Source organism: Comamonas suwonensis (assembly GCF_012844455.2).
GTDB classification, from domain to species: domain Bacteria; phylum Pseudomonadota; class Gammaproteobacteria; order Burkholderiales; family Burkholderiaceae_C; genus Comamonas; species Comamonas suwonensis.
Genome location: NZ_JABBCQ020000008.1, coordinates 192548 through 213451, shown reverse-complemented (window position 1 = coordinate 213451; position 20904 = coordinate 192548). Strand labels below are relative to the sequence as shown.

At 58.5% G+C, this 20904-nt stretch carries 21 protein-coding genes; 7 read left to right on the top strand and 14 right to left on the bottom strand.

What is annotated here, in order from left to right:
- Positions 1 to 20: 20 nt before the first annotated feature.
- The 9 genes from HF327_RS11285 to HF327_RS11245 form a co-directional block, all read right to left on the bottom strand.
- Positions 21 to 362, bottom strand: a complete 342-nt coding sequence (locus HF327_RS11285; RefSeq protein WP_169108312.1) for a recombinase family protein — start codon at positions 360 to 362, stop codon at positions 21 to 23.
- Positions 359 to 1786, bottom strand: a complete 1428-nt coding sequence (locus tag HF327_RS11280; RefSeq protein WP_169108311.1) for a short-chain fatty acid transporter — start codon at positions 1784 to 1786, stop codon at positions 359 to 361. The genes HF327_RS11285 and HF327_RS11280 overlap by 4 nt, the downstream gene beginning before the upstream one ends.
- 214 nt (positions 1787 to 2000) lie before the next feature.
- Positions 2001 to 2255, bottom strand: a complete 255-nt coding sequence (moaD, locus tag HF327_RS11275) for a molybdopterin converting factor subunit 1 (protein ID WP_169108310.1) — start codon at positions 2253 to 2255, stop codon at positions 2001 to 2003.
- Positions 2256 to 2266: 11 nt separating this feature from the next.
- Entirely contained in the window at positions 2267 to 3511 is a 1245-nt protein-coding gene (locus tag HF327_RS11270) for a molybdopterin molybdotransferase MoeA (RefSeq protein ID WP_169108309.1), read from the bottom strand.
- A gap of 13 nt (positions 3512 to 3524) precedes the next feature.
- On the bottom strand, positions 3525 to 4088 hold the full coding sequence (mobB, locus tag HF327_RS11265; protein ID WP_328701785.1) for a molybdopterin-guanine dinucleotide biosynthesis protein B: 564 nt from the start codon (positions 4086 to 4088) through the stop codon (positions 3525 to 3527).
- A gap of 105 nt (positions 4089 to 4193) precedes the next feature.
- Positions 4194 to 5618 carry a threonine synthase gene (gene thrC, locus HF327_RS11260; protein ID WP_169108307.1) on the bottom strand — a complete coding sequence of 475 codons (1425 nt, stop codon included), beginning with the start codon at positions 5616 to 5618 and terminating at the stop codon, positions 4194 to 4196.
- 169 nt (positions 5619 to 5787) lie between these two features.
- Positions 5788 to 7068 carry a hypothetical protein gene (locus HF327_RS11255; RefSeq protein WP_236024143.1) on the bottom strand — a complete coding sequence of 427 codons (1281 nt, stop codon included), beginning with the start codon at positions 7066 to 7068 and terminating at the stop codon, positions 5788 to 5790.
- 145 nt (positions 7069 to 7213) lie between these two features.
- Positions 7214 to 8548 carry a homoserine dehydrogenase gene (locus tag HF327_RS11250; RefSeq protein WP_169108306.1) on the bottom strand — a complete coding sequence of 445 codons (1335 nt, stop codon included), beginning with the start codon at positions 8546 to 8548 and terminating at the stop codon, positions 7214 to 7216.
- Positions 8549 to 8617: 69 nt separating this feature from the next.
- On the bottom strand, positions 8618 to 9907 hold the full coding sequence (locus tag HF327_RS11245; RefSeq protein WP_169108305.1) for a pyridoxal phosphate-dependent aminotransferase: 1290 nt from the start codon (positions 9905 to 9907) through the stop codon (positions 8618 to 8620).
- A gap of 165 nt (positions 9908 to 10072) precedes the next feature.
- On the opposite strand from HF327_RS11245, the gene HF327_RS11240 reads away from it, so the two are divergent.
- From HF327_RS11240 to HF327_RS11225, 4 genes are all read left to right on the top strand, one after another.
- Positions 10073 to 10441, top strand: a complete 369-nt coding sequence (locus HF327_RS11240; protein ID WP_169108304.1) for an Mth938-like domain-containing protein — start codon at positions 10073 to 10075, stop codon at positions 10439 to 10441.
- Between the two features lie 139 nt (positions 10442 to 10580).
- Complete coding sequence (locus HF327_RS11235; protein ID WP_169108303.1) at positions 10581 to 11069, top strand: peroxiredoxin; 489 nt, start codon at positions 10581 to 10583, stop codon at positions 11067 to 11069.
- 249 nt (positions 11070 to 11318) lie between these two features.
- Positions 11319 to 13019, top strand: a complete 1701-nt coding sequence (locus HF327_RS11230) for a PhoH family protein (protein ID WP_169108302.1) — start codon at positions 11319 to 11321, stop codon at positions 13017 to 13019.
- Positions 13020 to 13424, top strand: a complete 405-nt coding sequence (locus HF327_RS11225) for a hypothetical protein (RefSeq protein ID WP_169108301.1) — start codon at positions 13020 to 13022, stop codon at positions 13422 to 13424.
- A 280-nt stretch (positions 13425 to 13704) separates the two neighbouring features.
- On the opposite strand, the gene dnaB is transcribed toward HF327_RS11225, so the two are convergent.
- From dnaB to rpsF, 5 genes are all read right to left on the bottom strand, one after another.
- Entirely contained in the window at positions 13705 to 15138 is a 1434-nt protein-coding gene (gene dnaB / locus HF327_RS11220; protein ID WP_099738193.1) for a replicative DNA helicase, read from the bottom strand.
- A gap of 149 nt (positions 15139 to 15287) precedes the next feature.
- Positions 15288 to 15740 (bottom strand): 50S ribosomal protein L9, encoded by a 453-nt coding sequence (gene rplI, locus HF327_RS11215; protein ID WP_169108300.1) that lies wholly within the window; start codon positions 15738 to 15740, stop codon positions 15288 to 15290.
- 11 nt (positions 15741 to 15751) lie between these two features.
- On the bottom strand, positions 15752 to 16033 hold the full coding sequence (gene rpsR / locus HF327_RS11210; RefSeq protein WP_099738195.1) for a 30S ribosomal protein S18: 282 nt from the start codon (positions 16031 to 16033) through the stop codon (positions 15752 to 15754).
- Between the two features lie 18 nt (positions 16034 to 16051).
- Positions 16052 to 16342 (bottom strand): primosomal replication protein N, encoded by a 291-nt coding sequence (priB, locus tag HF327_RS11205; protein WP_169108299.1) that lies wholly within the window; start codon positions 16340 to 16342, stop codon positions 16052 to 16054.
- Positions 16343 to 16362: 20 nt separating this feature from the next.
- Positions 16363 to 16725 (bottom strand): 30S ribosomal protein S6, encoded by a 363-nt coding sequence (gene rpsF / locus HF327_RS11200; protein WP_099738197.1) that lies wholly within the window; start codon positions 16723 to 16725, stop codon positions 16363 to 16365.
- Positions 16726 to 17034: 309 nt separating this feature from the next.
- On the opposite strand from rpsF, the gene grpE reads away from it, so the two are divergent.
- The 3 genes from grpE (at position 17035) to dnaJ (ending at position 20866) form a co-directional block, all read left to right on the top strand.
- Positions 17035 to 17580 (top strand): nucleotide exchange factor GrpE, encoded by a 546-nt coding sequence (gene grpE / locus HF327_RS11195; RefSeq protein WP_169108298.1) that lies wholly within the window; start codon positions 17035 to 17037, stop codon positions 17578 to 17580.
- Between the two features lie 113 nt (positions 17581 to 17693).
- Complete coding sequence (gene dnaK, locus HF327_RS11190; RefSeq protein ID WP_169108297.1) at positions 17694 to 19628, top strand: molecular chaperone DnaK; 1935 nt, start codon at positions 17694 to 17696, stop codon at positions 19626 to 19628.
- A 101-nt stretch (positions 19629 to 19729) separates the two neighbouring features.
- The gene (gene dnaJ / locus HF327_RS11185) at positions 19730 to 20866 is read left to right on the top strand and encodes a molecular chaperone DnaJ (protein WP_169108296.1); all 1137 of its coding nucleotides are present in this window, start codon (positions 19730 to 19732) and stop codon (positions 20864 to 20866) included.
- Positions 20867 to 20904 lie beyond the last annotated feature (38 nt).

Here is a 20904-nt window from a genome sequence, read left to right as displayed (position 1 = left end):
CATTACAGGCTCAGGCGAACTTATTCAACCTTAACCCAGTCCGCATAGCGGTTCAGGATGCGCTGCACTTGGCCGTGCGTCCATTCGCCGCCCTTGGCGGCTGTAATGCCCAGGGCATTGAGTTCCGCAGCCATGGCGCGGTGGGTCAGGCCTTTTTCTTGCAGCTGGGCAAACAGCGCTTCATGCTGCTTGGCAAAGGCATCAGCTGCCGATTTGCGCTTTTCTACCGTGGCGCGGATATTGGCTGCGCCCGCTGTGCCCAGCTTGACACCGCGCTCTCGCGCATCGGCCAGCGCACGGCGGGTACGCGAGCTGATGTCGGGGTTGATCTCGGTAGAAGGCAAATCGGCAGTGTCGGTCATGGCATTACAGGTGGGATATAGGTCAGAGTCTGACCCAGGAACCATAGCAGGAACAACACCAGCGGGGTGTGAACTAGCAATTGCACAAAGTTAAAGCCAATCAGATCGCGCGCCTTCAGACCCAGCACGCCCAGCAGCGGCAGCATGTAGAAGGGGTTGATCAGGTTAGGCAGCGCTTCGGCGGCGTTATAGATCTGTACGGCCCAGCCCAGGTGGTATTGCAGGTCATTAGCCACTTGCATGACGTAAGGTGCCTCCACAATCCATTTGCCACCGCCCGAGGGCAGGAAGAAGCCCAGCACGGCCGAGTAGGTCCCCATCAGCAGCGCATAGGTGTCATGCGTGGCGAAGTGGGTGAAGAAGGTGGAGATGTAGTGCGCAATGCTGGCGCCGTCAGCGCCTTTGACTTCCGTCATGATGGCGGCAATCGCGCCATACAGCGGGAACTGGATCAGCACGCCGGTCGTGGCGGGCACCGCACGCGCCACGGCATCCAGAAAGCTGCGGGGGCGCCAGTGCAGCAGCGCACCCACCATCAAGAAGATCAGGTTATAGGTATTCAGACCCGAAATCGCCTGAATGAAGGGCTTGCTGGAGAACTCCTCCACCATCCAGCCCACGGTCAGCGCCACCAGCATGATGATGAGGATGGGGCTGTGCTCCAGCCATTCACCGGGGCGCGTTGGCTTGGGCAGTTCATGCGCCACTTCCTGACCCAGATCGACCTGGCAGTCAGCCGCATCACGCGCTGTGCCTTCGCCGGGAGCTGTCATATAGGCCACCACGATGGACACAATCATCAGCGCTGCCAGCATCACGCCGGACTGCCACAGAAAGATGGTCTGCGTGAACGGAATCACGCCGGTAATCGCCAGAATGCCGGGCGGCAGGCTGGCCGGGTTGGCCTGCAACTGCGCCGCCGATGACGAAATACCCAACGCCCACACCGCACCCAGGCCCAGATAAACGGCTGCGCCCGCAGCGCGGTAGTCCATCTTGATGTCTGTACGGCGTGCCAGCGCCTTGACCAGCAGGCCACCGAACACCAGGCTCAGGCCCCAGTTCAGCAGCGATGCGGTCAGCGCCACAAATGCCACCCAGGCCACGGCACCGCGGCCGGTCTTGGGTACGCGGGCCAGCGCCTGAATCAGTCTGGAAGCAGGCTTGGAGCTGGCCACCACATAACCGCCAATCACCACAAAGGCCATTTGCATGGTGAAGGGAATCAGGCTCCAGAAGCCTTTACCAAAGGCCTTGCTGGTTTCCTGCACTGGAGCACCGATGGCGAACGCCGCCAGCACCACGATAAAAATGCCGACCACGGCAAAAACCCAGGAATCCGGAAACCACTTCTCCGCCCAGCTGGCGCAGCGCATAGCAAAGCGCGCAGTGCGGGTCTCCTCCATATTGACGTGAGTTGTCATGAGTGTGTGCTTTCTACTTTTTGCAAGAAAGCGCGGATTCTGCAAAATGAATCTCATCAGACTCAGGAAAACACCTCAAGGAAAACCCTAGTACGCAATCACACCTCTCGCGTAAACACCTAGAAATCATTCCATGCAAAAAGGCCTGTGCAAAGTGCTTGCACAGGCCTTTTCAGCAGACTCAGGGTGCCCTCAGGGCCGCATCCGTCCGCTATTAACCGCCGGTCACTGGCGGAAAGAACGCCACTTCATCACCGTTTTGAATGGCCGCATCCAGCGCGCACATATCTTGATTCAGCGCCATGCGCACGGCCTTGCCAGCGGCCAGGGCGTTGGCCGCGGCAGCGCTGCGGCTCATCAACTCTTCACGCAGAGCGCCCACGGTTTCGGCGGCGGTCTGCAGGCTTTCGCTGCCAGTGCCCAACACCTCGCGGATAGAGGCGAAATAACGAATGGTGATGGTCTTCATGCAGGACTCCTTCAAGCCATCAGCTCTGCGAACGGGATAAAGCGCACGGTATCGCCTTCGGCGATCGTGGTGCTGGGGGGATTGTCCACCACACCATCGCCCCAGGCTGTCGATGTCAGCACGCCCGAGCTTTGATTTTTGAACAGCTCCAGCCCGCCACGTTCGTTGTAGCGCACCCGCAAAAACTCACGGCGTTTGTCACCCTTGGGCCAGACAAAGTCGGCACGCGCATCAATTGCACGCGGCAGCACGTTCTGCACGCCTTGCAGGCGCAGCAGGAAGGGACGCACCAGCACCTGAAAAGTCACAAAGCTGGAGACGGGGTTGCCTGGCAGGCCGATGAAATGCGCAAAACCGGCGCCCTGACGATTCACGCGCCCATAGGCAAAAGGCTTGCCGGGCTTGATGCTGATCTGCCAGAGGTCCAACTGACCCAGCTGCTGCACAGCAGGCTTGATATGGTCTTCTTCGCCTACGGAGACACCACCGCTGGTGACGATCACATCATGGTCCACGGCGGCCTTGGCCAGCGCAGCCACTGTGGCCTCGCGGTCATCGGGAACAATGCCCAGATCGGTCACCTCGCAACCCATGCGCAGCAGCAGAGCGCGCAAGAAAAAGCGGTTGCTGTTGTAAATGCTGCCGGGCTTCATGTCCTGCGGCGCCACCGTGCCAGGCATGACCAGCTCATCCCCGGTAGAAAACATGGCCACGCGCGGCTTGCGGGCCACGGGCAAACTGGCAAAGCCCATGCTGGCCGCCAGCCCCAGATGCGCAGGTGTGAGGCGCACACCGGCCTCAATCACCGTAGCACCCTGGCGGATGTCCTCGCCCGAGCGGCGAATCCACTGACCCACCTTGGGCTGGGTCTTGATACGCACGCGGCCGTCTTCCAGCAGTTCGCAGTCTTCCTGCATGACGATGGCATCGGCCCCCGCAGGCACGGGCGCGCCCGTAAAGATGCGGGCCACCGAGCCAGCGATTAACGCATCGGGTGCGGTACCGGCAGGAATGCGCTGCGACACGGGCAGCTCCGCGCCACCACTGGCGCACTCCGCCGCATGCACGGCATAGCCATCCATGGCGGAGTTGTCTTGTGGCGGCACCTGCAGCGGCGAAACAGCGGCTTGCAGCAGCACGCGGCCATCGGCCTCAAACGTGTCAACGGACTCTGCGCCTGCCAGCGGCTGGGCATGGGCCAGCAGCTCTTGCAGGGCGTCATCCAGAGGCTTGAGTGGGGTACGTGGGGCTTGCATTGCGGTGTCTTTCTTAGTTCTTGTATTCGAGAGTGTCAGCATGGGCCAGCAGCCATTGCAAAACGGTTTGCGGCTGGCTCAGATCCAGCACGGGCTGGGCCGGCGCGGCGGGCAACTGGTCAGGATCGTCTGTGACAACGGCCAGCACCATGGCGTCATGCGGAAACAAGGGCTCCAAGGTCTTGCCCTTGTTCAGTCGGTCTTGCTGCTGCCGCCAGACTTCGATTTTGGGCACATCGCCATGCTTAAAGCCTTCGATGAGCACCCAGTCCACCGACGGGTCCAGCTGCGCAAGCATGTCGTGCACGCTGACCTGCGTGGGCTGAGCATATTCACGCATCAGCGCCATGCGCTGGTCGGATGCCAGCAGCACTTCATAGGCACCAGCCTTGCGGTGGCGCCAGCTGTCTTTGCCTTCGCGGTCCACATCAAAGTGGTGATGGGCGTGCTTGATGACCGAGACCTTGAGCCCGCGCGCCTTCATCAGCGCCACCAACGCCTCGACCAGCGTGGTTTTGCCCGCGCCCGAATAACCGGCAAAGCCTATGACCTTCATCTTGTTCAATATGCTTTTAATAGCTACCAGCGCTTGATGGACAAGAGCTAGAAGCCAATTTCATGTAAAGAAAAAAGCACCTGTCGCCAAGCTCCAGGTGCTTTTGAACTTTAACGCCGCAAGACTTTACTTGCAGTTTTCAGTGATAAAGGCCTTGACCTGGTTCACGTCGGAAGCCATCACCACCACACGTTTGGGCAGGTCTTCGATGCCGTTGAACTTGGCGGGGCGATCAGGCAGACGACCCAACGCTTCTTCGATGGTTTCCGCAAACTTGATGGGCAGAGCCGTTTCCAGCACCAGCATGGGCTCGGCACCTAAGTGCTCGCGCGCCACCTTCACACCGTCCGCAGTGTGGGTGTCGATCATCTGACCAAAGCGGTTGAACGTGTCCTTGATGGTGGCCAGACGATCAGCGTGCGTGCTCTTGCCACTCACAAAACCGTATTTGCCTGCGGCGTCCTTGAAGGCGGGGTCTGCGCTCAGGTCAAACTGGCCGTCCTTGGCCACGCCCTGGTCGAACAGCTGCTTGGTGCGCTCGCCATCGCGGCCGACCAGATCGAACACAAAGCGTTCGAAGTTGCTGGCCTTGGAGATGTCCATGGAGGGACTGGATGTCTCGTAGGTGTTGGCCGCGCCGCGCACCTGGTACACGCCGGTACGGAAGAATTCGTCCAGCACATCGTTTTCGTTGGTCGCCACCACCAGCTTGGCAACCGGCAAACCCATCTGGCGTGCCACATGACCCGCGCAGATATTGCCGAAGTTGCCCGACGGCACGGTAAAGCTCACCTTCTGGTCGTTGGTCTCGGTGGCTTGCAGATAGCCGGCAAAGTAGTACACCACCTGGGCCAGCAGACGCGCCCAGTTGATGGAATTGACGGTACCGATCTTGTACTGGGCCTTGAAGGCGTGATCGTTGGAGACGGCCTTGACGATGTCCTGGCAGTCGTCAAACACGCCTTCAATGGCGATGTTGTGAATGTTTTCGTCCTGCAGGCTGAACATTTGCGCCTGCTGGAAGGGGCTCATGCGGCCGTGGGGGCTGGTCATGAAGACGCGCACGCCCTTTTTGCCGCGCATGGCGTATTCGGCCGCGCTGCCGGTATCGCCGCTGGTCGCACCCAGAATGTTCAGCTCCTCGCCCCGGCGGGTCAGTTCGTACTCGAACAGATTGCCCAGCAGTTGCATGGCCATGTCCTTGAAGGCCAGTGTAGGGCCGTTGGACAGGGCTTCGATGTGCAGCACGCCATCGAGCTGGCGCACAGGCACGATGGCCTCGGTGCCAAAGACTTCCTTGGTGTACGTCTTGGCGCACAGGGCGCGCAGGTCGTCGGCAGGAATGTCATCGATATAGAGCGACAGAATCTCGAACGCCAGACCCGCATAGCCTTGGGTGGCCAGCGTTTCGCGCAGCTGGGTCAGCTTGGCATCGGTGATCTGGGGGTACTCCACAGGCAGGTACAGGCCGCCATCGGGTGCCAGGCCTGCTAGCAAAATATCGCAAAAACGCTTGCGGTCAGCATGGCCGCGGGTGGACAGATACAGCATCTCAAACTCGCCAAAAACTAAAATTCAAAACGGACAGCCAAAACGGGCAGAACTTACGCCGCCAAGCACATCATTATCGGTCAGCAGGCTGGCATTCACTCGGCGTAAATGCAGAGACCGGTCAACGCAGTTTCACCAGAGCAGCCAACTCAGCACAGACCTTGGCCGGTCAGGGCTGGAAATAACGCTCTGCATCAGGCTTGAGATAAGGCTGCAGTTTCTTGAACGAAATATTTACCCCGCTTCCCAGACACGCCCCCATCGCATGGCCAATGCCCGAGATCACAAAGCTCATCTTGTCCGGCTTGTTCAGCATCAGCGCCATGTATTCCGGCAAAAAATCGTTGCACTCCCTGTCGTCATGCGGCTCAGGCTGGTTGACAAGGCTTTTTTGAATGAAGCCAGTCATCTGCGGGCTGAACTCCAGCCTGTACTCCCCATACTTCGCGCCCTTGAACAGGCGTGTGAAGTCCATATCGCCGCCGCGCAGCAGGTCCAGTACAAACGGATCGAAATGGTTGTTGGGGTGAGCTCCGCCACAACCATTGGAGCCCGACTCCACCACGCTCATCAAAGCGCTGGATAAATAGCTGACCTTGACTTCTTCATGGTTGTAATTTCCCAGAGAGCCAGCTTCCGGGCCGCTGCTCAGGTAAATCGACCCCGCACAGCCCAGAGCCTCCAGGTTCATCTCCCAGTGGCGCAGCTCCAGCAAGGCATTGGTCTGGCTCAGAATTTTGGCATCCGGGTGGCGCGTCAGTCGTGGATACCAGAACCTCGTGCGTGCATCCCGCACCGGGCGCCAGGCCAGCGATGGATTGACCACCACCTCCCGGCCCTGCTCCAGCTTTTGCTCAATCATTTTCAGATAGTCGTAGGGCGCGCTTTGGGTCGTGAGCGCCACACCTTTGGAAACACTGCTGCCGTAGCCCTGAACAATCGTCTTGGTCACAGCCTCTACGCCCTGTGGCGCTATCTTTTCAGGATCGTACTTCGCAATACGTTTAAGGCTTAGCGGAAGTTTTTTGCCTTTAAAGCCATCCACCCATTCCCCCACCAAAAAATCACCCTGGGGCTGCAGCCGCCACTGCATGCTGCGCTGTTTGGCGTCGGAAAATACAGGCCAGTCGCTCTGGGCGCGACGCCATTCGTCATTGATAGGCAGCGCTTCTGCCAAAGCACCAAGCGTCCCTTTGAGCGGGATATCGACACCATTGCGCACATAGAAGTAGCGCCCTTCGCGCTCCCCCCCTGCCTTGGGCTGGCCCAGCTCCATCACCACATCCGCACCACCCAGCGTGCCGCGATAAACATCGACGGGTGCAGCCTGCACGCCCGTCACCGCAAAAGCAAAAAAGGCCAGCGCCACAGGACGCCAGCCTTTGATAACACCTGTAGTGTGCTTATCGCACTGAACAGGGGAAGATCCGGGTTGAGTGCAATCAGACATGCCAAGCTCCGAAACCATCATGTGGGAAACGGCCACTGACCCAGGTCAGTGACACCAAGCAAGGGCCTCCCCGCAGCGATGGTGTCGTCCCCTTCCGCAAAGCAGAGAGGGGAAGCGGCAAAGCCGCTCAGGGAGCGAACCCCAATCAGTTCAGCTCTTCTTTGCGGATACGGGTGAGAGGCGCCAGCACCGTGTGCAGACCCTGAATTTCATCCAGCGCCTTGTTCATGTCGCCTTCACGGGTGTCGTGCGTCAGGATGATCAGATCGGTCTGGGTCGAGCCTTCGCCGCCCACTTCATCGGCTTCGCGCTGCAGCACAGCATCGATGCTGATGCCGGCATTGGCCAGGATGCCAGTGATCTTGGCCAGTACGCCAGCTTCATCGGACACGCGAATGCGCAGGTAATAGCTGGTCACCACTTCACTCATGGGCAGCACAGGCAGCTCCTTGCCCGCAGCGGCAAGCGTGTGCGACTGAAATGCCAGCGCAGGCACGCTGTGGGCGGCATCAGCGCCTTGCAGGCGGGCAATGTCTACCAGATCGGCAATCACGGCCGACGCGGTAGGCTCGGAACCTGCGCCCTTGCCGTAGTACAGCGTGGTGCCCACGGCGTCGCCGTTCACCACCACGGCGTTCATGGCACCTTCCACATTGGCGATCAGGCGCTTGGCAGGCACCAGCGAGGGATGAACGCGCAGCTCGATACCCTTGTCGGTGCGCTTGGTGATGCCCAGCAGCTTGATGCGATAGCCCAGTTGTTCGGCGTACTTGATGTCGGCACCGGCCAGCTTGGTAATACCTTCCACATAGGCCTTGTCAAACTGCACGGGAATGCCGAAAGCGATCGCGCTCATCAGCGTGGCCTTGTGGGCAGCGTCCACGCCCTCGATATCGAAGGTAGGGTCGGCTTCGGCATAGCCCAGACGTTGGGCTTCCTTCAGCACCACGTCAAAGTCCAGACCCTTGTCGCGCATCTCGGACAGGATAAAGTTGGTCGTGCCATTGATGATGCCGGCCACCCACTGGATGGAGTTGGCCGTCAGGCCTTCGCGCAGTGCCTTGATGATGGGAATGCCACCGGCCACAGCGGCTTCATAGGCCACGATCACGCCCTTGTCGGCCGCCGCCTTGAAGATTTCGGTACCGTGCACGGCCAGCAGTGCCTTGTTGGCGGTCACCACATGCTTGCCAGCGGCAATCGCTTCCAGCACCAGAGCCTTGGCAATGCCGTAGCCACCAATCAGCTCGACGACGACGTCAATTTCGGGATTGGCAATGACTTCGCGGGCATCGGCTACGACCTTGACCTTGTCACCCACCACGCTCTTGGCGCGTTCGGTATCCAAGTCGGCCACCATCGTAATTTCAATGCCACGACCCGCACGACGGCGAATCTCGTCTTGATTGCGTTCCAGCACATTGAAAGTACCGCTACCGACGGTGCCAATGCCCAACAGGCCTACTTGGATGGGTTTCATAAGTTCTAAGGTCAAAAAAGCGCCGAAGCGCTTGAATAGCAAGCGCTGCCAGCTATCAAAAAGAAAGGGTTACGCGGCCTTGTCAGCCTTGACGGATTTCACCGTCTTGTCAGCTGTCACAGCCTTGGGCTTGTCTGTGCCATGGCGTTTGCGGTACTTATCAAGGAAGAGCGCCAGACGGTTGATGGCTTCGCGCAAGTCTGCCTCGTGCGGCAGAAAGACGATGCGGAAGTGGTCAGGGTTGGGCCAGTTAAAACCTGTGCCCTGCACCAGCATGACCTTGGTTTCCTGCAGCACTTCCAGAAAGAACTCCTGGTCGTCCTTGATGGGATACACCGCCGGGTCAAGGCGCGGGAACATGTACAGCGCGCCTTGCGGCTTCACGCAGGACACACCGGGAATGGCGTTGATCAGCTCCCAGGCCAGATCGCGCTGCACACGCAGGCGCCCGCCTTCCTGCACCAGCGAGTCAATGCTCTGGTGGCCCCCCAGTGCCGTCTGTACGGCCCACTGACCGGGCACGTTGGCGCACAGGCGCATGTTCGAGAGCATGTTCAGGCCCTCGATGTAATCCTTGGCGGGCTTTTTGTCGCCCGAGATCACCATCCAGCCCGCGCGGTAACCGCAGGAGCGGTAAGCCTTGGACAGGGAGTTGAAGGTCAGCGTCAGCACATCGATGGACAGGCTGGCCAGCGGCGTGTGCTTGACATCGTCATACAGCACCTTGTCATAGACCTCATCGGCAAAGATGACCAGACCATGCTCACGAGCCAGCTCCACGATTTCGAGCAGCAGTTCCTTGGAATACAGCGCGCCCGTGGGATTGTTGGGGTTGATAACGACAATGCCCTTGGTGCGCGGCGTGATCTTGGCGCGGATGTCAGCCATATTGGGCATCCAGCCGTTTTCCTCGTCGCACATATAGTGCACGGGCGTACCGCCCGACAGGCTGGTCGCAGCGGTCCAAAGCGGATAGTCAGGCGCGGGCAGCAGCATCTCGTCGCCGTTGTCCAGCAGCGCGTTGGTTGCCAGGCTGATCAGCTCGGAGGCGCCATTGCCCAGATAAATATCGTCTAGCGTCACACCCTTGATGCCCTGATGCTGCGTCTCATGCATCACGGCCTTGCGGGCGGCAAAAATGCCTTTGCTGTCAGAGTAGCCCGCCGAGTTGGGCAGGTTGCGGATCATGTCCTGCTGCACTTCCTCGGGGGCGTCAAAGCCAAACACGGCCAAATTGCCGATGTTGAGCTTGATGATCTTCTGGCCGTCGTCCTCCATCTTCTTCGCCGCGTCCATGATCGGCCCGCGGATGTCGTAACAGACGTTTGCTAATTTGGCGGATTTTTGAACGGTTTTCATGCGATTCAATGCAAAAGGATTTCAGGCACCCATGGTGGCATAAACCACCATGATGAAACCTATAATTTAAACACAGTTCCGCACTGCAGCAATGTCCCACCCGAGCTGTATGGAGACAGCAGCCATCGCCCCCGTCCATCGCTCTGATTGCGCACACTATCGACCATGAAATTCCAGGCAGACAAATCCGATGCACAAACCATCACCGGCTACGGCCCGGGCTGGATCGCTGTTGACAGGCAAAACCACGAGACCAGCCTGCTGGTCGGCGCGCGCGGTCTGCTTACCAGCTGGAGCTGCATGCGCTTTGAAGACCTGACGGCAGCGCATTTCGAAGAGCTGGCTCTGCTGGACGCGGAAGTGATTCTTTTTGGCAGCGGCAGCAAGAACCGCTTTCCGCCCGTGGCCTGGCTCAAACCCTTGATGACTAAGCGCATAGGACTGGAAACCATGGACACCGCATCAGCCTGCCGCACCTATAACGTGCTGGCCAGCGAAGGGCGCAATGTGGTCGCGGCCCTGCTGCTGGCATAGCCTTGTAAGCCAGCATTGAGAAAAATACGTATTTCAGGGTAAAATCGCAGGTTGCGGCTGGGGGTAATTCGCAACAAAAATAACAATATCGACGAACACCCTCGGCATTTCAACGAACACACCCGAGAGATATAAGCGCATGGCGATCGTTGTCAACAAACCCCTTCCAGAATTTGAAGCCAACGCCACCGGCGGCATCAAGGTGTCCAACACCTCGCACAATGGCCAGGTTCTGATTCTGTACTTCTACCCCAAGGACAACACGCCCGGTTGTACCACGGAAGCGATGCAGTTCCGCGACAAGTACAAGGATTTTGTCAAGGCGGGAGCGACTGTGTTTGGCGTTTCGCGCGACAACATGAACTCGCACAACGACTTCAAGGAAAAGCTGGAACTGCCGTTCGAGCTGATCGCTGATACCGAAGAAAAGATGTGTCACATGTTCGGCGTGGTCAAAAACAAGATCATGTACGGCAAGAAGGTCAAAGGCATTGAGCGCTCGACCTTCCTGATTGGTGCCGATGGCCTGCTGGCTCAAGAATGGCGCGGCCTCAAGGTTCCTGGTCACGTGGACGAAGTGCTCAAGGCCGTCAAGAGCCTGAAGACTCAAGATAAAAAAGTGGCCTGAGCCACCTGCGCCTTCTTAAGGCACTATCTTCACCAAAGACCTGAACCCTGCGCGCGTCTACACGCAAAGCATTTCAAAGTCTTTAAACAAGGCAAAACAGGAAATACTGCTTCCAGCCCCGCATAGCCTATGCATAATGGGCCAATGCCTCAGCGCTACACAGTATTACCTGTTCACCCCACCAAAGCCGCCTCGGTTTCCAGGCGGCTTTGTGCTTTTTGAATCTTGTTGAGGAACGGTTCGTCCACTATGCCCCTGCCCCCCGCCCCCGGCCACCGCGCCGCAAAGCTCCCCGCAGAAGCCTTTTTGTCCAACCGCAAAACTGCCAAGCAGACTGCAGCACTTGACGAAGATCTGAACCCCTCCAGCGGGGCGACCACCGTCGCCAACGCTGCACCTTCGGCCAGCAAGCCCCGCCGCAACACCAGCAAGGTCACAGCCGCGAGCGCTTCTACTGCTGCAGTTCAGGTCAAAGCAACACCTGCACCCGCCGCAACCACAACAGCCGCCAAGCCCGCACCGAAATCCGTACGCCGTGCCCGCAATAAGCGCACCGGTCCGACCACGCTGTTTGTGCTGGACACCAACGTTCTGCTGCACGACCCGAGCAGCCTGTTCCGTTTTGAAGAACACGACATCTTCCTGCCCATGGTGGTACTGGAAGAGCTGGACAACCACAAAAAGGGCATGACCGAGGTGGCGCGCAATGGCCGACAGGTCAGCCGCACGCTGGATTCTCTGGTTGCCTCTCAGCCCGATGATGGCTTGGAAAAAGGCCTGCCGCTGAACGCTACAGGCCAGCGCACTGCCACGGGCACGCTCTACTTCCAGACCAATCCTCTGGATACCACCCTGCCTGACAGCCTGCCCCAGAGCAAGGCCGACAACCAGATTCTGGGCGTGGTCGCTGCGCTGCGCGAGCAGCACAAGGACCGCGAAGTGGTGTTGGTATCCAAAGACATCAATATGCGCGTCAAGGCACGCGCACTGGGTCTGGCTGCCGAGGATTACCAGAACGACAAGGTACTGGAAGACGGCGACCTGCTGTACTCCGGCGCTCTGGCCCTGCCCCACGACTTCTGGACCAAGGCCGGTAAGAACGTGGAAAGCTGGCAGGAAGGCGCTATTACCTACTACCGCGTCAGCGGTGCCATTGTGGACTCGCTGATGATCAATCAGTTTGTCTATTACGAAGCACCAGGCGAGCCCAGCCTGTACATGCGCGTGACCGAAATCCGCGACAAAACGGCCGTCATGAAGACGCTGCGCGACTTTGGCAACCCCAAGAATGCGGTCTGGGGCGTCTCCACGCGCAACCGCGAGCAGAACTTTGCCATGAACCTGCTGGTCAACCCCGAGGTGGACTTTGTCACCCTCACGGGCACCGCAGGCACCGGCAAGACCTTGCTGGCACTGGCCGCCGGTCTGGCACAAGTGCTGGACGAGCGCCGCTACACCGAAATCATCATGACCCGCGCCACCGTGAGCGTGGGCGAGGATATCGGCTTCCTGCCCGGCACAGAGGAAGAGAAGATGGGCCCATGGATGGGGGCCCTGGACGACAACCTGGAGTTTCTGGCCAAGGGCGATGGTGGCAATGCAGGCGAATGGGGCCGCGCCGCGACCAATGAGCTGATCCGCAGCCGCATCAAGATCAAGAGCATGAACTTCATGCGCGGCCGCACCTTCCTGAACAAGTACGTCATCATCGACGAGGCGCAGAACCTGACTCCCAAGCAGATGAAAACCTTGATCACGCGCGCCGGCCCCGGCACCAAGATCATCTGCATGGGCAATCTGGCCCAGATCGACACACCGTACCTGACAGAAGGCAGCTCAGGCCTGACCTACGTGGTGGATCGCTTCAAGGGCTGGCCCCACAGCGGTCACATCACACTGGCACGCGGCGAGCGTTCGCGTCTGGCGGACTTTGCCAGCGAGGTTCTGTAAGTGGTGAGCTGGATTTCTGCGCTCAAGCTCGTGCCCTGGGGCGAGGTCATCAAGGCCACGCCTCAGGTCGTGAAGGCGGCGCAATCCCTGCTCAAGAAAAAAGAGGCGCAAGCCGAAGCCTATGAGCACAGTGCCAGCGCACAACAAGAGGCGCAGCACCTGTCACCACCCACCTCGACGGGCGAGCAAGCCTTGTTGCTGATTCAGCAGCAGGAGCTGCGCATTACCCAACTGGAGCAATCCCAGCGCCAGTCGCTGGAGATCATCGAAAAGCTGGCCCAGCAAAATGCACAGATCGTCACCACTGTAGGCGCCCTGCGCACGGGCGCTCAGCGCCTGGCATGGGCCTGTGGTGTGCTGGGTCTGTGCGTGATTGGACTGGGGATTTACCTGTTCAGCCGCTGAGATCGCAACCCCAAAAACAAAGCCCGCAAGCATCACGCTTGCGGGCTTTTCTATTGAGCGCTAGAAACTCCATAGCTTCTAGCGCGTGATATTCATAGATATCAGATCGATAAAAGCCTGAGATCCTTATTGATCGAGCGCTAGCAGCTATCCTTCTTAGAGCCGTTAAGACAACCCTTGAGACGTCGTTACTTCGCCTTCTCGTACTGCAGCACTGCCTGCGGCTTCGCGCCTCGTCCCAAACGCAAATTTGCGGTTTTCTGAGCTGCGTGAGCTGCTTTTAATACTCATCACCGCCACCGTAGCCCATGGCCAGATTCTCAAAGCGGGTCTGGTTCTTCTGGAAGAAGACTTTCACCGTCCCGGTCGGTCCATTACGCTGCTTGCCGATGATGATCTCGGCCACATTGGGCTCTTTGCTTTCTTTGTTGTAGTAATCGTCGCGGTAGATGAACATGATGATGTCGGCATCCTGCTCGATAGCGCCGGATTCGCGCAGGTCGGACATCATGGGGCGCTTGTCGGTGCGTTGCTCCACCGATCGGTTGAGCTGAGACAGCGCAATCACCGGGCATTGAAGCTCCTTGGCCAGCATCTTCAAGCCACGCGAAATTTCACCCAGCTCGGTCGCACGGTTATCACCGCCACTCCCCCCAGAGCCTGTCATCAACTGCAAGTAGTCAACCACAATCAAGCCCAGCTTGCCGCATTGGCGCGCCAGACGGCGGGCGTTGGCACGCAGCTCAGAAGGCGTCAGACCCGGTGTTTCATCAATGTGCAGGGACACGGTGCGCAGCTTCTCGATCGCCTCCGTCAGGCGCGGCCATTCGTCGTCGCTGAGCTTGCCGGTACGCAGATTACCCTGATTGACCCTGGCAATAGAACCAACGATACGAACCGCCAGTTGGGCGGCCCCCATTTCCATGGAGAAAATGGCGACTGGCAGACCTTCATTGAGCGCCACATGCTCGGCAATATTCACGGCAAACGAGGTCTTGCCCATGGAAGGACGTGCCGCCAGCACCACCATGTCACCCGCCTGCAGGCCACTGGTCATGCGGTCCAGATCGACAAAACCGGTAGGCACCCCGGTCACGTCCATGGGGTTGTCGGCCATCTCCTGAACACGGTCCAGCAGATCAACCACCAGCGTATCGAGTGACTGGAAGCCCTGCTTGTTGCGAGCACCCTCTTCACCGATGGCCATGATCTTCTGCTCGGCCTCGTCGAGCACGCGCTCCACCGTCTTGCCCAGCGGGTTGAAGGCGTTGGTCGCAATCTCATCGCTGGCCGTGACCAGCTTGCGCAAAATGGCCCGGTCACGCACGATTTCCGCATAGCGACGAATATTGCTGGCACTGGGTACATATTGCGCCAGCTGGTTCAGATACATCAAGCCGCCGATTTCTTCGGCCTTGCCTATGCTTTGCAGCTGCTCATAAACCGTAATCACGTCAGCCGGCTTGCTGGCATTGACCAGCTTGCCAATCGCGTCATAAATCAGCTTGTGCTCGTGTCGATAGAAATCGCTCTCACTGAGCAAATCCCCCACGCGCTCCCAGGCATTGTTGTCCAGCAGCAAACCGCCAAGCACCGACGATTCCGACTCCATGGAGTGCGGCGGCACGCGCAGCTGCGCCACTTGCTGATCAGCAGGCGGGACAGGCGCGAATGCATCATCGTGCAGATCAAGCGGGGGCATTACAGACGACATGAGACTCCTTGGGTCAAGCCCTCCATCGTAGCCGGAGGCAGCAAAAGCATCAGCGTGGATGGCTATAAAAACACTGTTCCATCCAGGATCGCCAAAAAACAAAAAACCGCCCGAAGGCGGTTTCTTGCCAATTCAGACCGGAGTCTGGATTAGGAGTGGTCGCCGTACACGGAGACAGACACTTCTGCAGACACGTCGGTGTGCAGAGCCACCACAACAGTGGCGTCGCCAACGGTCTTGATGGGGCCGTTAGGCATGCGCACTTGCGACTTGTTCACTGCAAAACCAGCCTTGGTCAGTTCTTCAGCGATGTCGGCGTTAGTGATAGAGCCGAACAGACGACCGTCAACACCGGCCTTCTGAGTGATCTTCACGGTGGAGCCGTTCAGCTTTTCGCTCAGTTCTTGAGCAGCCGCCAGCTTTGCAGCAGCAGCCTTTTCCAGCTCAGCGCGCTTGGCTTCGAATTCGGCCTTGGCAGCAGCTGTCGCACGACGGGCAGCGCCCGTAGGGATCAGGAAGTTGCGAGCGTAGCCATCCTTAACCTTGACGATATCGCCCAGGTTGCCCAGATTCACAATCTTTTCGAGCAGAATAATTTGCATTGTCGTGCTCCTTAGATCTTGTGCTGGTCAGAGTAAGGCAACATAGCCAGGAAGCGAGCACGCTTGATGGCTGTGTTCAGCTGACGCTGGTAAATTGCGCGCGTACCGGTCAGGCGTGCGGGAACAATTTTGCCGTTTTCAGCGATGAAGTCACGCAGGGTGTCCACATCCTTGTAGTCGATTTCTTCGACGTTGGCGACGGTGAAGCGGCAGAAGCGCTTGCGCTTGAACAGCAACGACTGGGTGTTGCGCTTAGGACGCTTGTCCTTGTTGAATTTCTTGAACGTGGCCATTTCTGGACCTCTTGAAAATTAGTTTTGTTGGATATCCTGAATGTGAAAAACCAGCATCTTGCTGTTGCGCGGCGTTGCCAGAAAACCTTGAAAGGTCCATTGACTACCGGGAGCTTGGCGGGCCAGCTTTTCAGCCAGGGCGCCAAAGGCAACAGCTTTAACAGATGCAGTGACGCTGCGCGCGTTGCCTAGCTCTTGCTGCTGCGAACTGTGTTCAATTCGCAAGTCCAGTGCAGGCAATCCGGCGGGCGTGTAGCGCAAAGCAGCTTGCTCTGCGAGGTTGCCCGTCAACACAACGCGGTTTTCCACTCCTTCAGTGTCTGATGCTATTAAGCGTGCTCAGCCTGGTTGGCCTTGCGAGCTTCTTCGCGCTCAACGCTCTTCATCATGGCGGAAGCGGCTGTGTCAGCCTTCTTCTTTTGCACAGTCAGGTGGCGCAGCACAGCATCATTGAACTTGAAGGCGTGCTCCAGTTCAGCCATCACGGCTTGATCAGCTTCGATGTTCAGGCACAGGTAGTGGGCCTTAGCGAGCTTGTTGATCATGTAAGCCAGTTGACGACGGCCCCAGTCTTCTTCGCGGTGCACCTTACCGCCACCAGCGGTAATCATGCCCTTGTAGCGCTCCAGCATTGCAGGAACTTGTTCGCTTTGATCCGGGTGGATCAACAAAATGATTTCGTAGTGACGCATAACCACTCCTTTTGGGTAAACGCCGCCCACTGCGTCTGTAGTGGTGCGGCAAGGCAAAACGTTAGATTCTAGCCTAGCGCCTGAGTATATGTACACTCTGGGACGCATAAACCTTCAGATCGCTTGGGGCTATGCAGACAAAAGCCTTGCCAACACAATCACTTAGTCTCTGAAGCCCCATCCGACATTGCTGACGCGCTGCAGCCATGGCGCTTGCTAACCAACTTTGGCAGAGCAGGTCTTGAAATAGATCGGCACGCGCGCATCTAGCCTGCAGATTGTCTTAAGTTTTGAGAAACCTTCACACCTATGACCGAGAACAACAACCCTAATCCATTCAATGACGCCAGCCCCGAAGAGCTGGAAGCAGCCATGGCCGCCAATGCATCGGACGAGCTGGGTCGCCTGAAGGCTGAGCTGGAAGAACTCAAGGCCAAGAGCAGCGATCTGGCAGATCAGTATCTGCGCGCCAAGGCAGAAGCCGAGAATGTGCGCCGCCGCGCTGAAGAAGAAGTCTCCAAGGCCCGCAAATTCGGCATCGAAAGCTTTGCCGAGAGCATGTTGCCCGTGATCGACAGCCTGGATGCCGCTCTGGCCATCCAGAACGCCACACCCGAGCAACTGCGCGAAGGCTCTGACGCCACACTGCGCCAGCTGACGTCAGCCCTTGAGCGCAACAAGGTTATGGCCATCAACCCCGCTGCAGGCGAGAAGTTTGACCCTCACCATCACCAGGCTATCAGCATGGTTCCTGCAGACCAGCCATCGAACACGGTGGTGAGCGTGCTGCAAAAAGGCTATGTGATTGCCGACCGCGTGCTGCGCCCCGCTCTGGTGACTGTGGCCCAAGGCTGATTCGACACCTGACACTGTCACGGCGAAATTTTGTGGCACCGGACTCTTGAAGCCAGCCGCAGCGCCCACAAGTGATAAATCAAGCAAACATTTAACAAATTACGGAGAGAAACATGGGAAAAATCATCGGTATTGACTTGGGCACCACCAACAGCTGCGTCGCGATCCTCGACGGGAACAACACCCGCGTGATCGAGAACAGCGAAGGTGCACGTACCACGCCTTCCATCGTTGCTTACCAAGAAGACGGCGAAATTCTGGTGGGTGCCTCCGCCAAGCGCCAGGCCGTCACCAACCCCAAGAACACCATCTACGCTGCCAAGCGCCTGATCGGTCGCAAGTTTGACGAAGCCGAAGTGCAAAAGGACATCGGCCTGATGCCCTTCCAGATCATCAAGGCTGACAACGGCGACGCATGGGTGCAAGTACGCGACCAGAAGCTGGCTCCTCCTCAAATCAGCGCCGAAGTGCTGCGCAAAATGAAGAAGACCGCCGAGGACTTCCTGGGCGAGCCCGTGACGGAGGCCGTGATTACCGTTCCTGCGTACTTCAATGACGCACAGCGCCAAGCCACCAAGGATGCTGGCCGCATCGCTGGTCTGGAAGTCAAGCGCATCATCAACGAACCAACGGCTGCAGCTCTGGCCTTTGGCCTGGACAAGCATGACAAGGCTGACCGCAAGGTTGCCGTGTATGACCTGGGTGGCGGTACGTTCGACGTGTCCATCATCGAAATCGCTGATGTGGACGGTGAAAAGCAGTTCGAAGTGCTGTCGACCAACGGCGACACCTTCCTGGGCGGCGAAGACTTTGACCAGCGCATCATTGGCTACATCATCGACGAGTTCAAAAAGGACCAAGCCGTTGATCTGTCCAAGGACGTACTGGCTCTGCAACGCCTGAAGGAAGCGGCTGAAAAGGCCAAGATCGAGCTGTCGAACTCCGCACAGACTGACATCAACCTGCCCTACATCACGGCTGATGCCACAGGCCCCAAGCACCTGAACATCAAGCTGACCCGCGCCAAGCTGGAATCGCTGGTGGACGACCTGATCGAGCGCACCATCGCTCCTTGCCGCACAGCTATCAAGGATGCAGGCATCTCCGTGTCCGACATCGACGACATCATCCTGGTCGGCGGTATGAGCCGCATGCCCAAGGTGCAGGAAAAGGTCAAGGAATTCTTCGGCAAGGAACCCCGCAAGGACGTGAACCCTGACGAAGCCGTGGCCGTGGGCGCTGCCGTACAAGGCCAGGTGCTGGGTGGCGAGCGTTCCGACGTGCTGCTGCTGGACGTGACGCCTCTGTCTCTGGGTATCGAAACCCTGGGCGGTGTCATGACCAAGATGATCACCAAGAACACGACTATCCCGACGAAGTTCGCACAGACCTTCTCGACGGCCGAGGACAACCAGCCTGCCGTGACCATCAAGGTGTTCCAGGGCGAGCGTGAGATTGCCAGCGCCAACAAGATGCTGGGTGAATTCAACCTGGAAGGCATCCCACCAGCATCGCGTGGCACGCCCCAGATTGAAGTGACCTTCGACATCGACGCCAACGGTATCCTGAACGTGTCGGCCAAGGACAAGGCTTCCGGCAAGGAAAACAAGATCACCATCAAGGCGAACTCGGGCCTGTCGGAAGAAGAAATCCAGAACATGGTCAAGGATGCGGAACTGAACGCCGCCGACGACAAGAAAAAGCTGGAACTGGTGACCGCCAAGAACCAGGGCGAAGCCGCTGTTCACAGCGTCAAGAAGAGCCTGACCGAGCATGGCGACAAGCTCGATGACGCTGAAAAGTCTGCCATCGACGCCGCTTCCAAGGATCTGGAAGAAGCGCTGAAGGGCGAAGACAAGGACGCCATCGAAGCCAAGACTACGGCACTCATGGCTGCCGCTCAGAAGCTGGGCGAGAAGATGTACGCTGAAGCTCAGGCCGCTGCTGGCACTGAAGCAGCGGGTGCATCGGCCAGCGCAAGCGCCTCGGCAGCAGCCGCTGACGACAATGTCGTCGACGCCGAAGTCAAGGAAGTCAAGAAGGACTAAGCGCAAGCAGGTCCTGGCCTTAGACCATTGACCGCTTGCCGCCGCGCTGGCTCTGAAAAGAGTTAGCGCGGCGTTCTTGCTCTATCCGACCGGAATCCCACATGTCCAAACGTGACTACTACGAAGTTCTGTGCGTTGTCAAAAGCGCCACGGACGATGAAATCAAAAAATCCTATCGCAAGCTGGCGATGAAGTTCCACCCTGACCGCAATCAAGGTGAAAAGGCCAAGGAAGCTGAAGAAAAGTTCAAGGAGGTCAAAGAGGCCTACGAGATGCTTTCCGACAGCCAGAAGCGCGCCGCCTATGACCAGTACGGTCACGCCGGCGTGGACCCCAACCGCGGCATGGGCGGCGGTGAAGGCTTTGGCGGCGGCTTTGCCGAAGCCTTTGGCGATATCTTCGGCGACATGTTCAACGGCGGCGGTGGCCGTGGTGGTCGCGGTGGCCGTCAGGTCTATCGCGGCAATGACCTCAGCTATTCCATGGAAGTCACCCTGGAAGAAGCAGCCAAGGGCAAGGATGCCCAGATCCGCATCCCCAGCTGGGACAGCTGCGACACCTGCCACGGCAATGGCGCCAAGCCCGGCACCAGCACCAAGACCTGCACCACCTGTAACGGCATGGGCACGGTTCAAATGCGCCAGGGCTTCTTCAGCGTGCAGCAATCCTGCCCGCACTGCCGCGGCACGGGCAAGATCATTCCCGAGCCCTGCACATCCTGCGGCGGCCAAGGCAAGGTCAAGCGCCAGAAGACGCTGGAAGTCAAGATCCCCGCTGGTATCGACGACGGCATGCGCATTCGCTCCGCAGGCAACGGCGAACCCGGCACGAATGGCGGCCCGGCAGGTGACCTGTATATCGAGATCCGCGTCAAAGATCACGACATCTTCGAGCGCGACGGCGATGACCTGCACTGCAATGTGCCCGTGAGCTTCATCACCGCGGCACTGGGCGGCGAGATTGAAGTGCCTACGCTGCAAGGCAAGGCAGCGATAGACATTCCTGAAGGCACTCAGGCCGGCAAGCAGTTCCGTCTGCGCGGCAAGGGCATCAAGGGTATTCGCTCCAGCTACCCCGGCGACCTCTACTGCCACATCGTGGTGGAAACACCCGTCAAGCTCACCGAGCACCAGCGCAAGCTGCTCAAGGAACTGGACGAATCTTTGAAAAAGGGCGGCGCCAAGCACTCGCCCAGCGGTGAAAGCTGGACAGATCGCCTGAAAAGCTTCTTCAGCTAAGCACTGAAGCCACAAAAAAGCCCACCAGCCTCCGCCGG

Bases quoted from the DNA above. Each gene is read 5' to 3' on its own strand.
- HF327_RS11285 (WP_169108312.1), bottom strand. From the start codon at position 362: ATGACCGACACTGCCGATTTGCCTTCTACCGAGATCAACCCCGACATC.
- HF327_RS11280 (WP_169108311.1), bottom strand. From the start codon at position 1,786: ATGACAACTCACGTCAATATGGAGGAGACCCGCACTGCGCGCTTTGCT.
- moaD (WP_169108310.1), bottom strand. From the start codon at position 2,255: ATGAAGACCATCACCATTCGTTATTTCGCCTCTATCCGCGAGGTGTTG.
- HF327_RS11270 (WP_169108309.1), bottom strand. From the start codon at position 3,511: ATGCAAGCCCCACGTACCCCACTCAAGCCTCTGGATGACGCCCTGCAA.
- thrC (WP_169108307.1), bottom strand. From the start codon at position 5,618: ATGCTGTATCTGTCCACCCGCGGCCATGCTGACCGCAAGCGTTTTTGC.
- HF327_RS11255 (WP_236024143.1), bottom strand. From the start codon at position 7,068: ATGTCTGATTGCACTCAACCCGGATCTTCCCCTGTTCAGTGCGATAAG.
- HF327_RS11250 (WP_169108306.1), bottom strand. From the start codon at position 8,548: ATGAAACCCATCCAAGTAGGCCTGTTGGGCATTGGCACCGTCGGTAGC.
- HF327_RS11245 (WP_169108305.1), bottom strand. From the start codon at position 9,907: ATGAAAACCGTTCAAAAATCCGCCAAATTAGCAAACGTCTGTTACGAC.
- HF327_RS11240 (WP_169108304.1), top strand. From the start codon at position 10,073: ATGAAATTCCAGGCAGACAAATCCGATGCACAAACCATCACCGGCTAC.
- HF327_RS11235 (WP_169108303.1), top strand. From the start codon at position 10,581: ATGGCGATCGTTGTCAACAAACCCCTTCCAGAATTTGAAGCCAACGCC.
- HF327_RS11230 (WP_169108302.1), top strand. From the start codon at position 11,319: ATGCCCCTGCCCCCCGCCCCCGGCCACCGCGCCGCAAAGCTCCCCGCA.
- dnaB (WP_099738193.1), bottom strand. From the start codon at position 15,138: ATGTCGTCTGTAATGCCCCCGCTTGATCTGCACGATGATGCATTCGCG.
- rplI (WP_169108300.1), bottom strand. From the start codon at position 15,740: ATGCAAATTATTCTGCTCGAAAAGATTGTGAATCTGGGCAACCTGGGC.
- rpsR (WP_099738195.1), bottom strand. From the start codon at position 16,033: ATGGCCACGTTCAAGAAATTCAACAAGGACAAGCGTCCTAAGCGCAAC.
- rpsF (WP_099738197.1), bottom strand. From the start codon at position 16,725: ATGCGTCACTACGAAATCATTTTGTTGATCCACCCGGATCAAAGCGAA.
- grpE (WP_169108298.1), top strand. From the start codon at position 17,035: ATGACCGAGAACAACAACCCTAATCCATTCAATGACGCCAGCCCCGAA.
- dnaK (WP_169108297.1), top strand. From the start codon at position 17,694: ATGGGAAAAATCATCGGTATTGACTTGGGCACCACCAACAGCTGCGTC.
- dnaJ (WP_169108296.1), top strand. From the start codon at position 19,730: ATGTCCAAACGTGACTACTACGAAGTTCTGTGCGTTGTCAAAAGCGCC.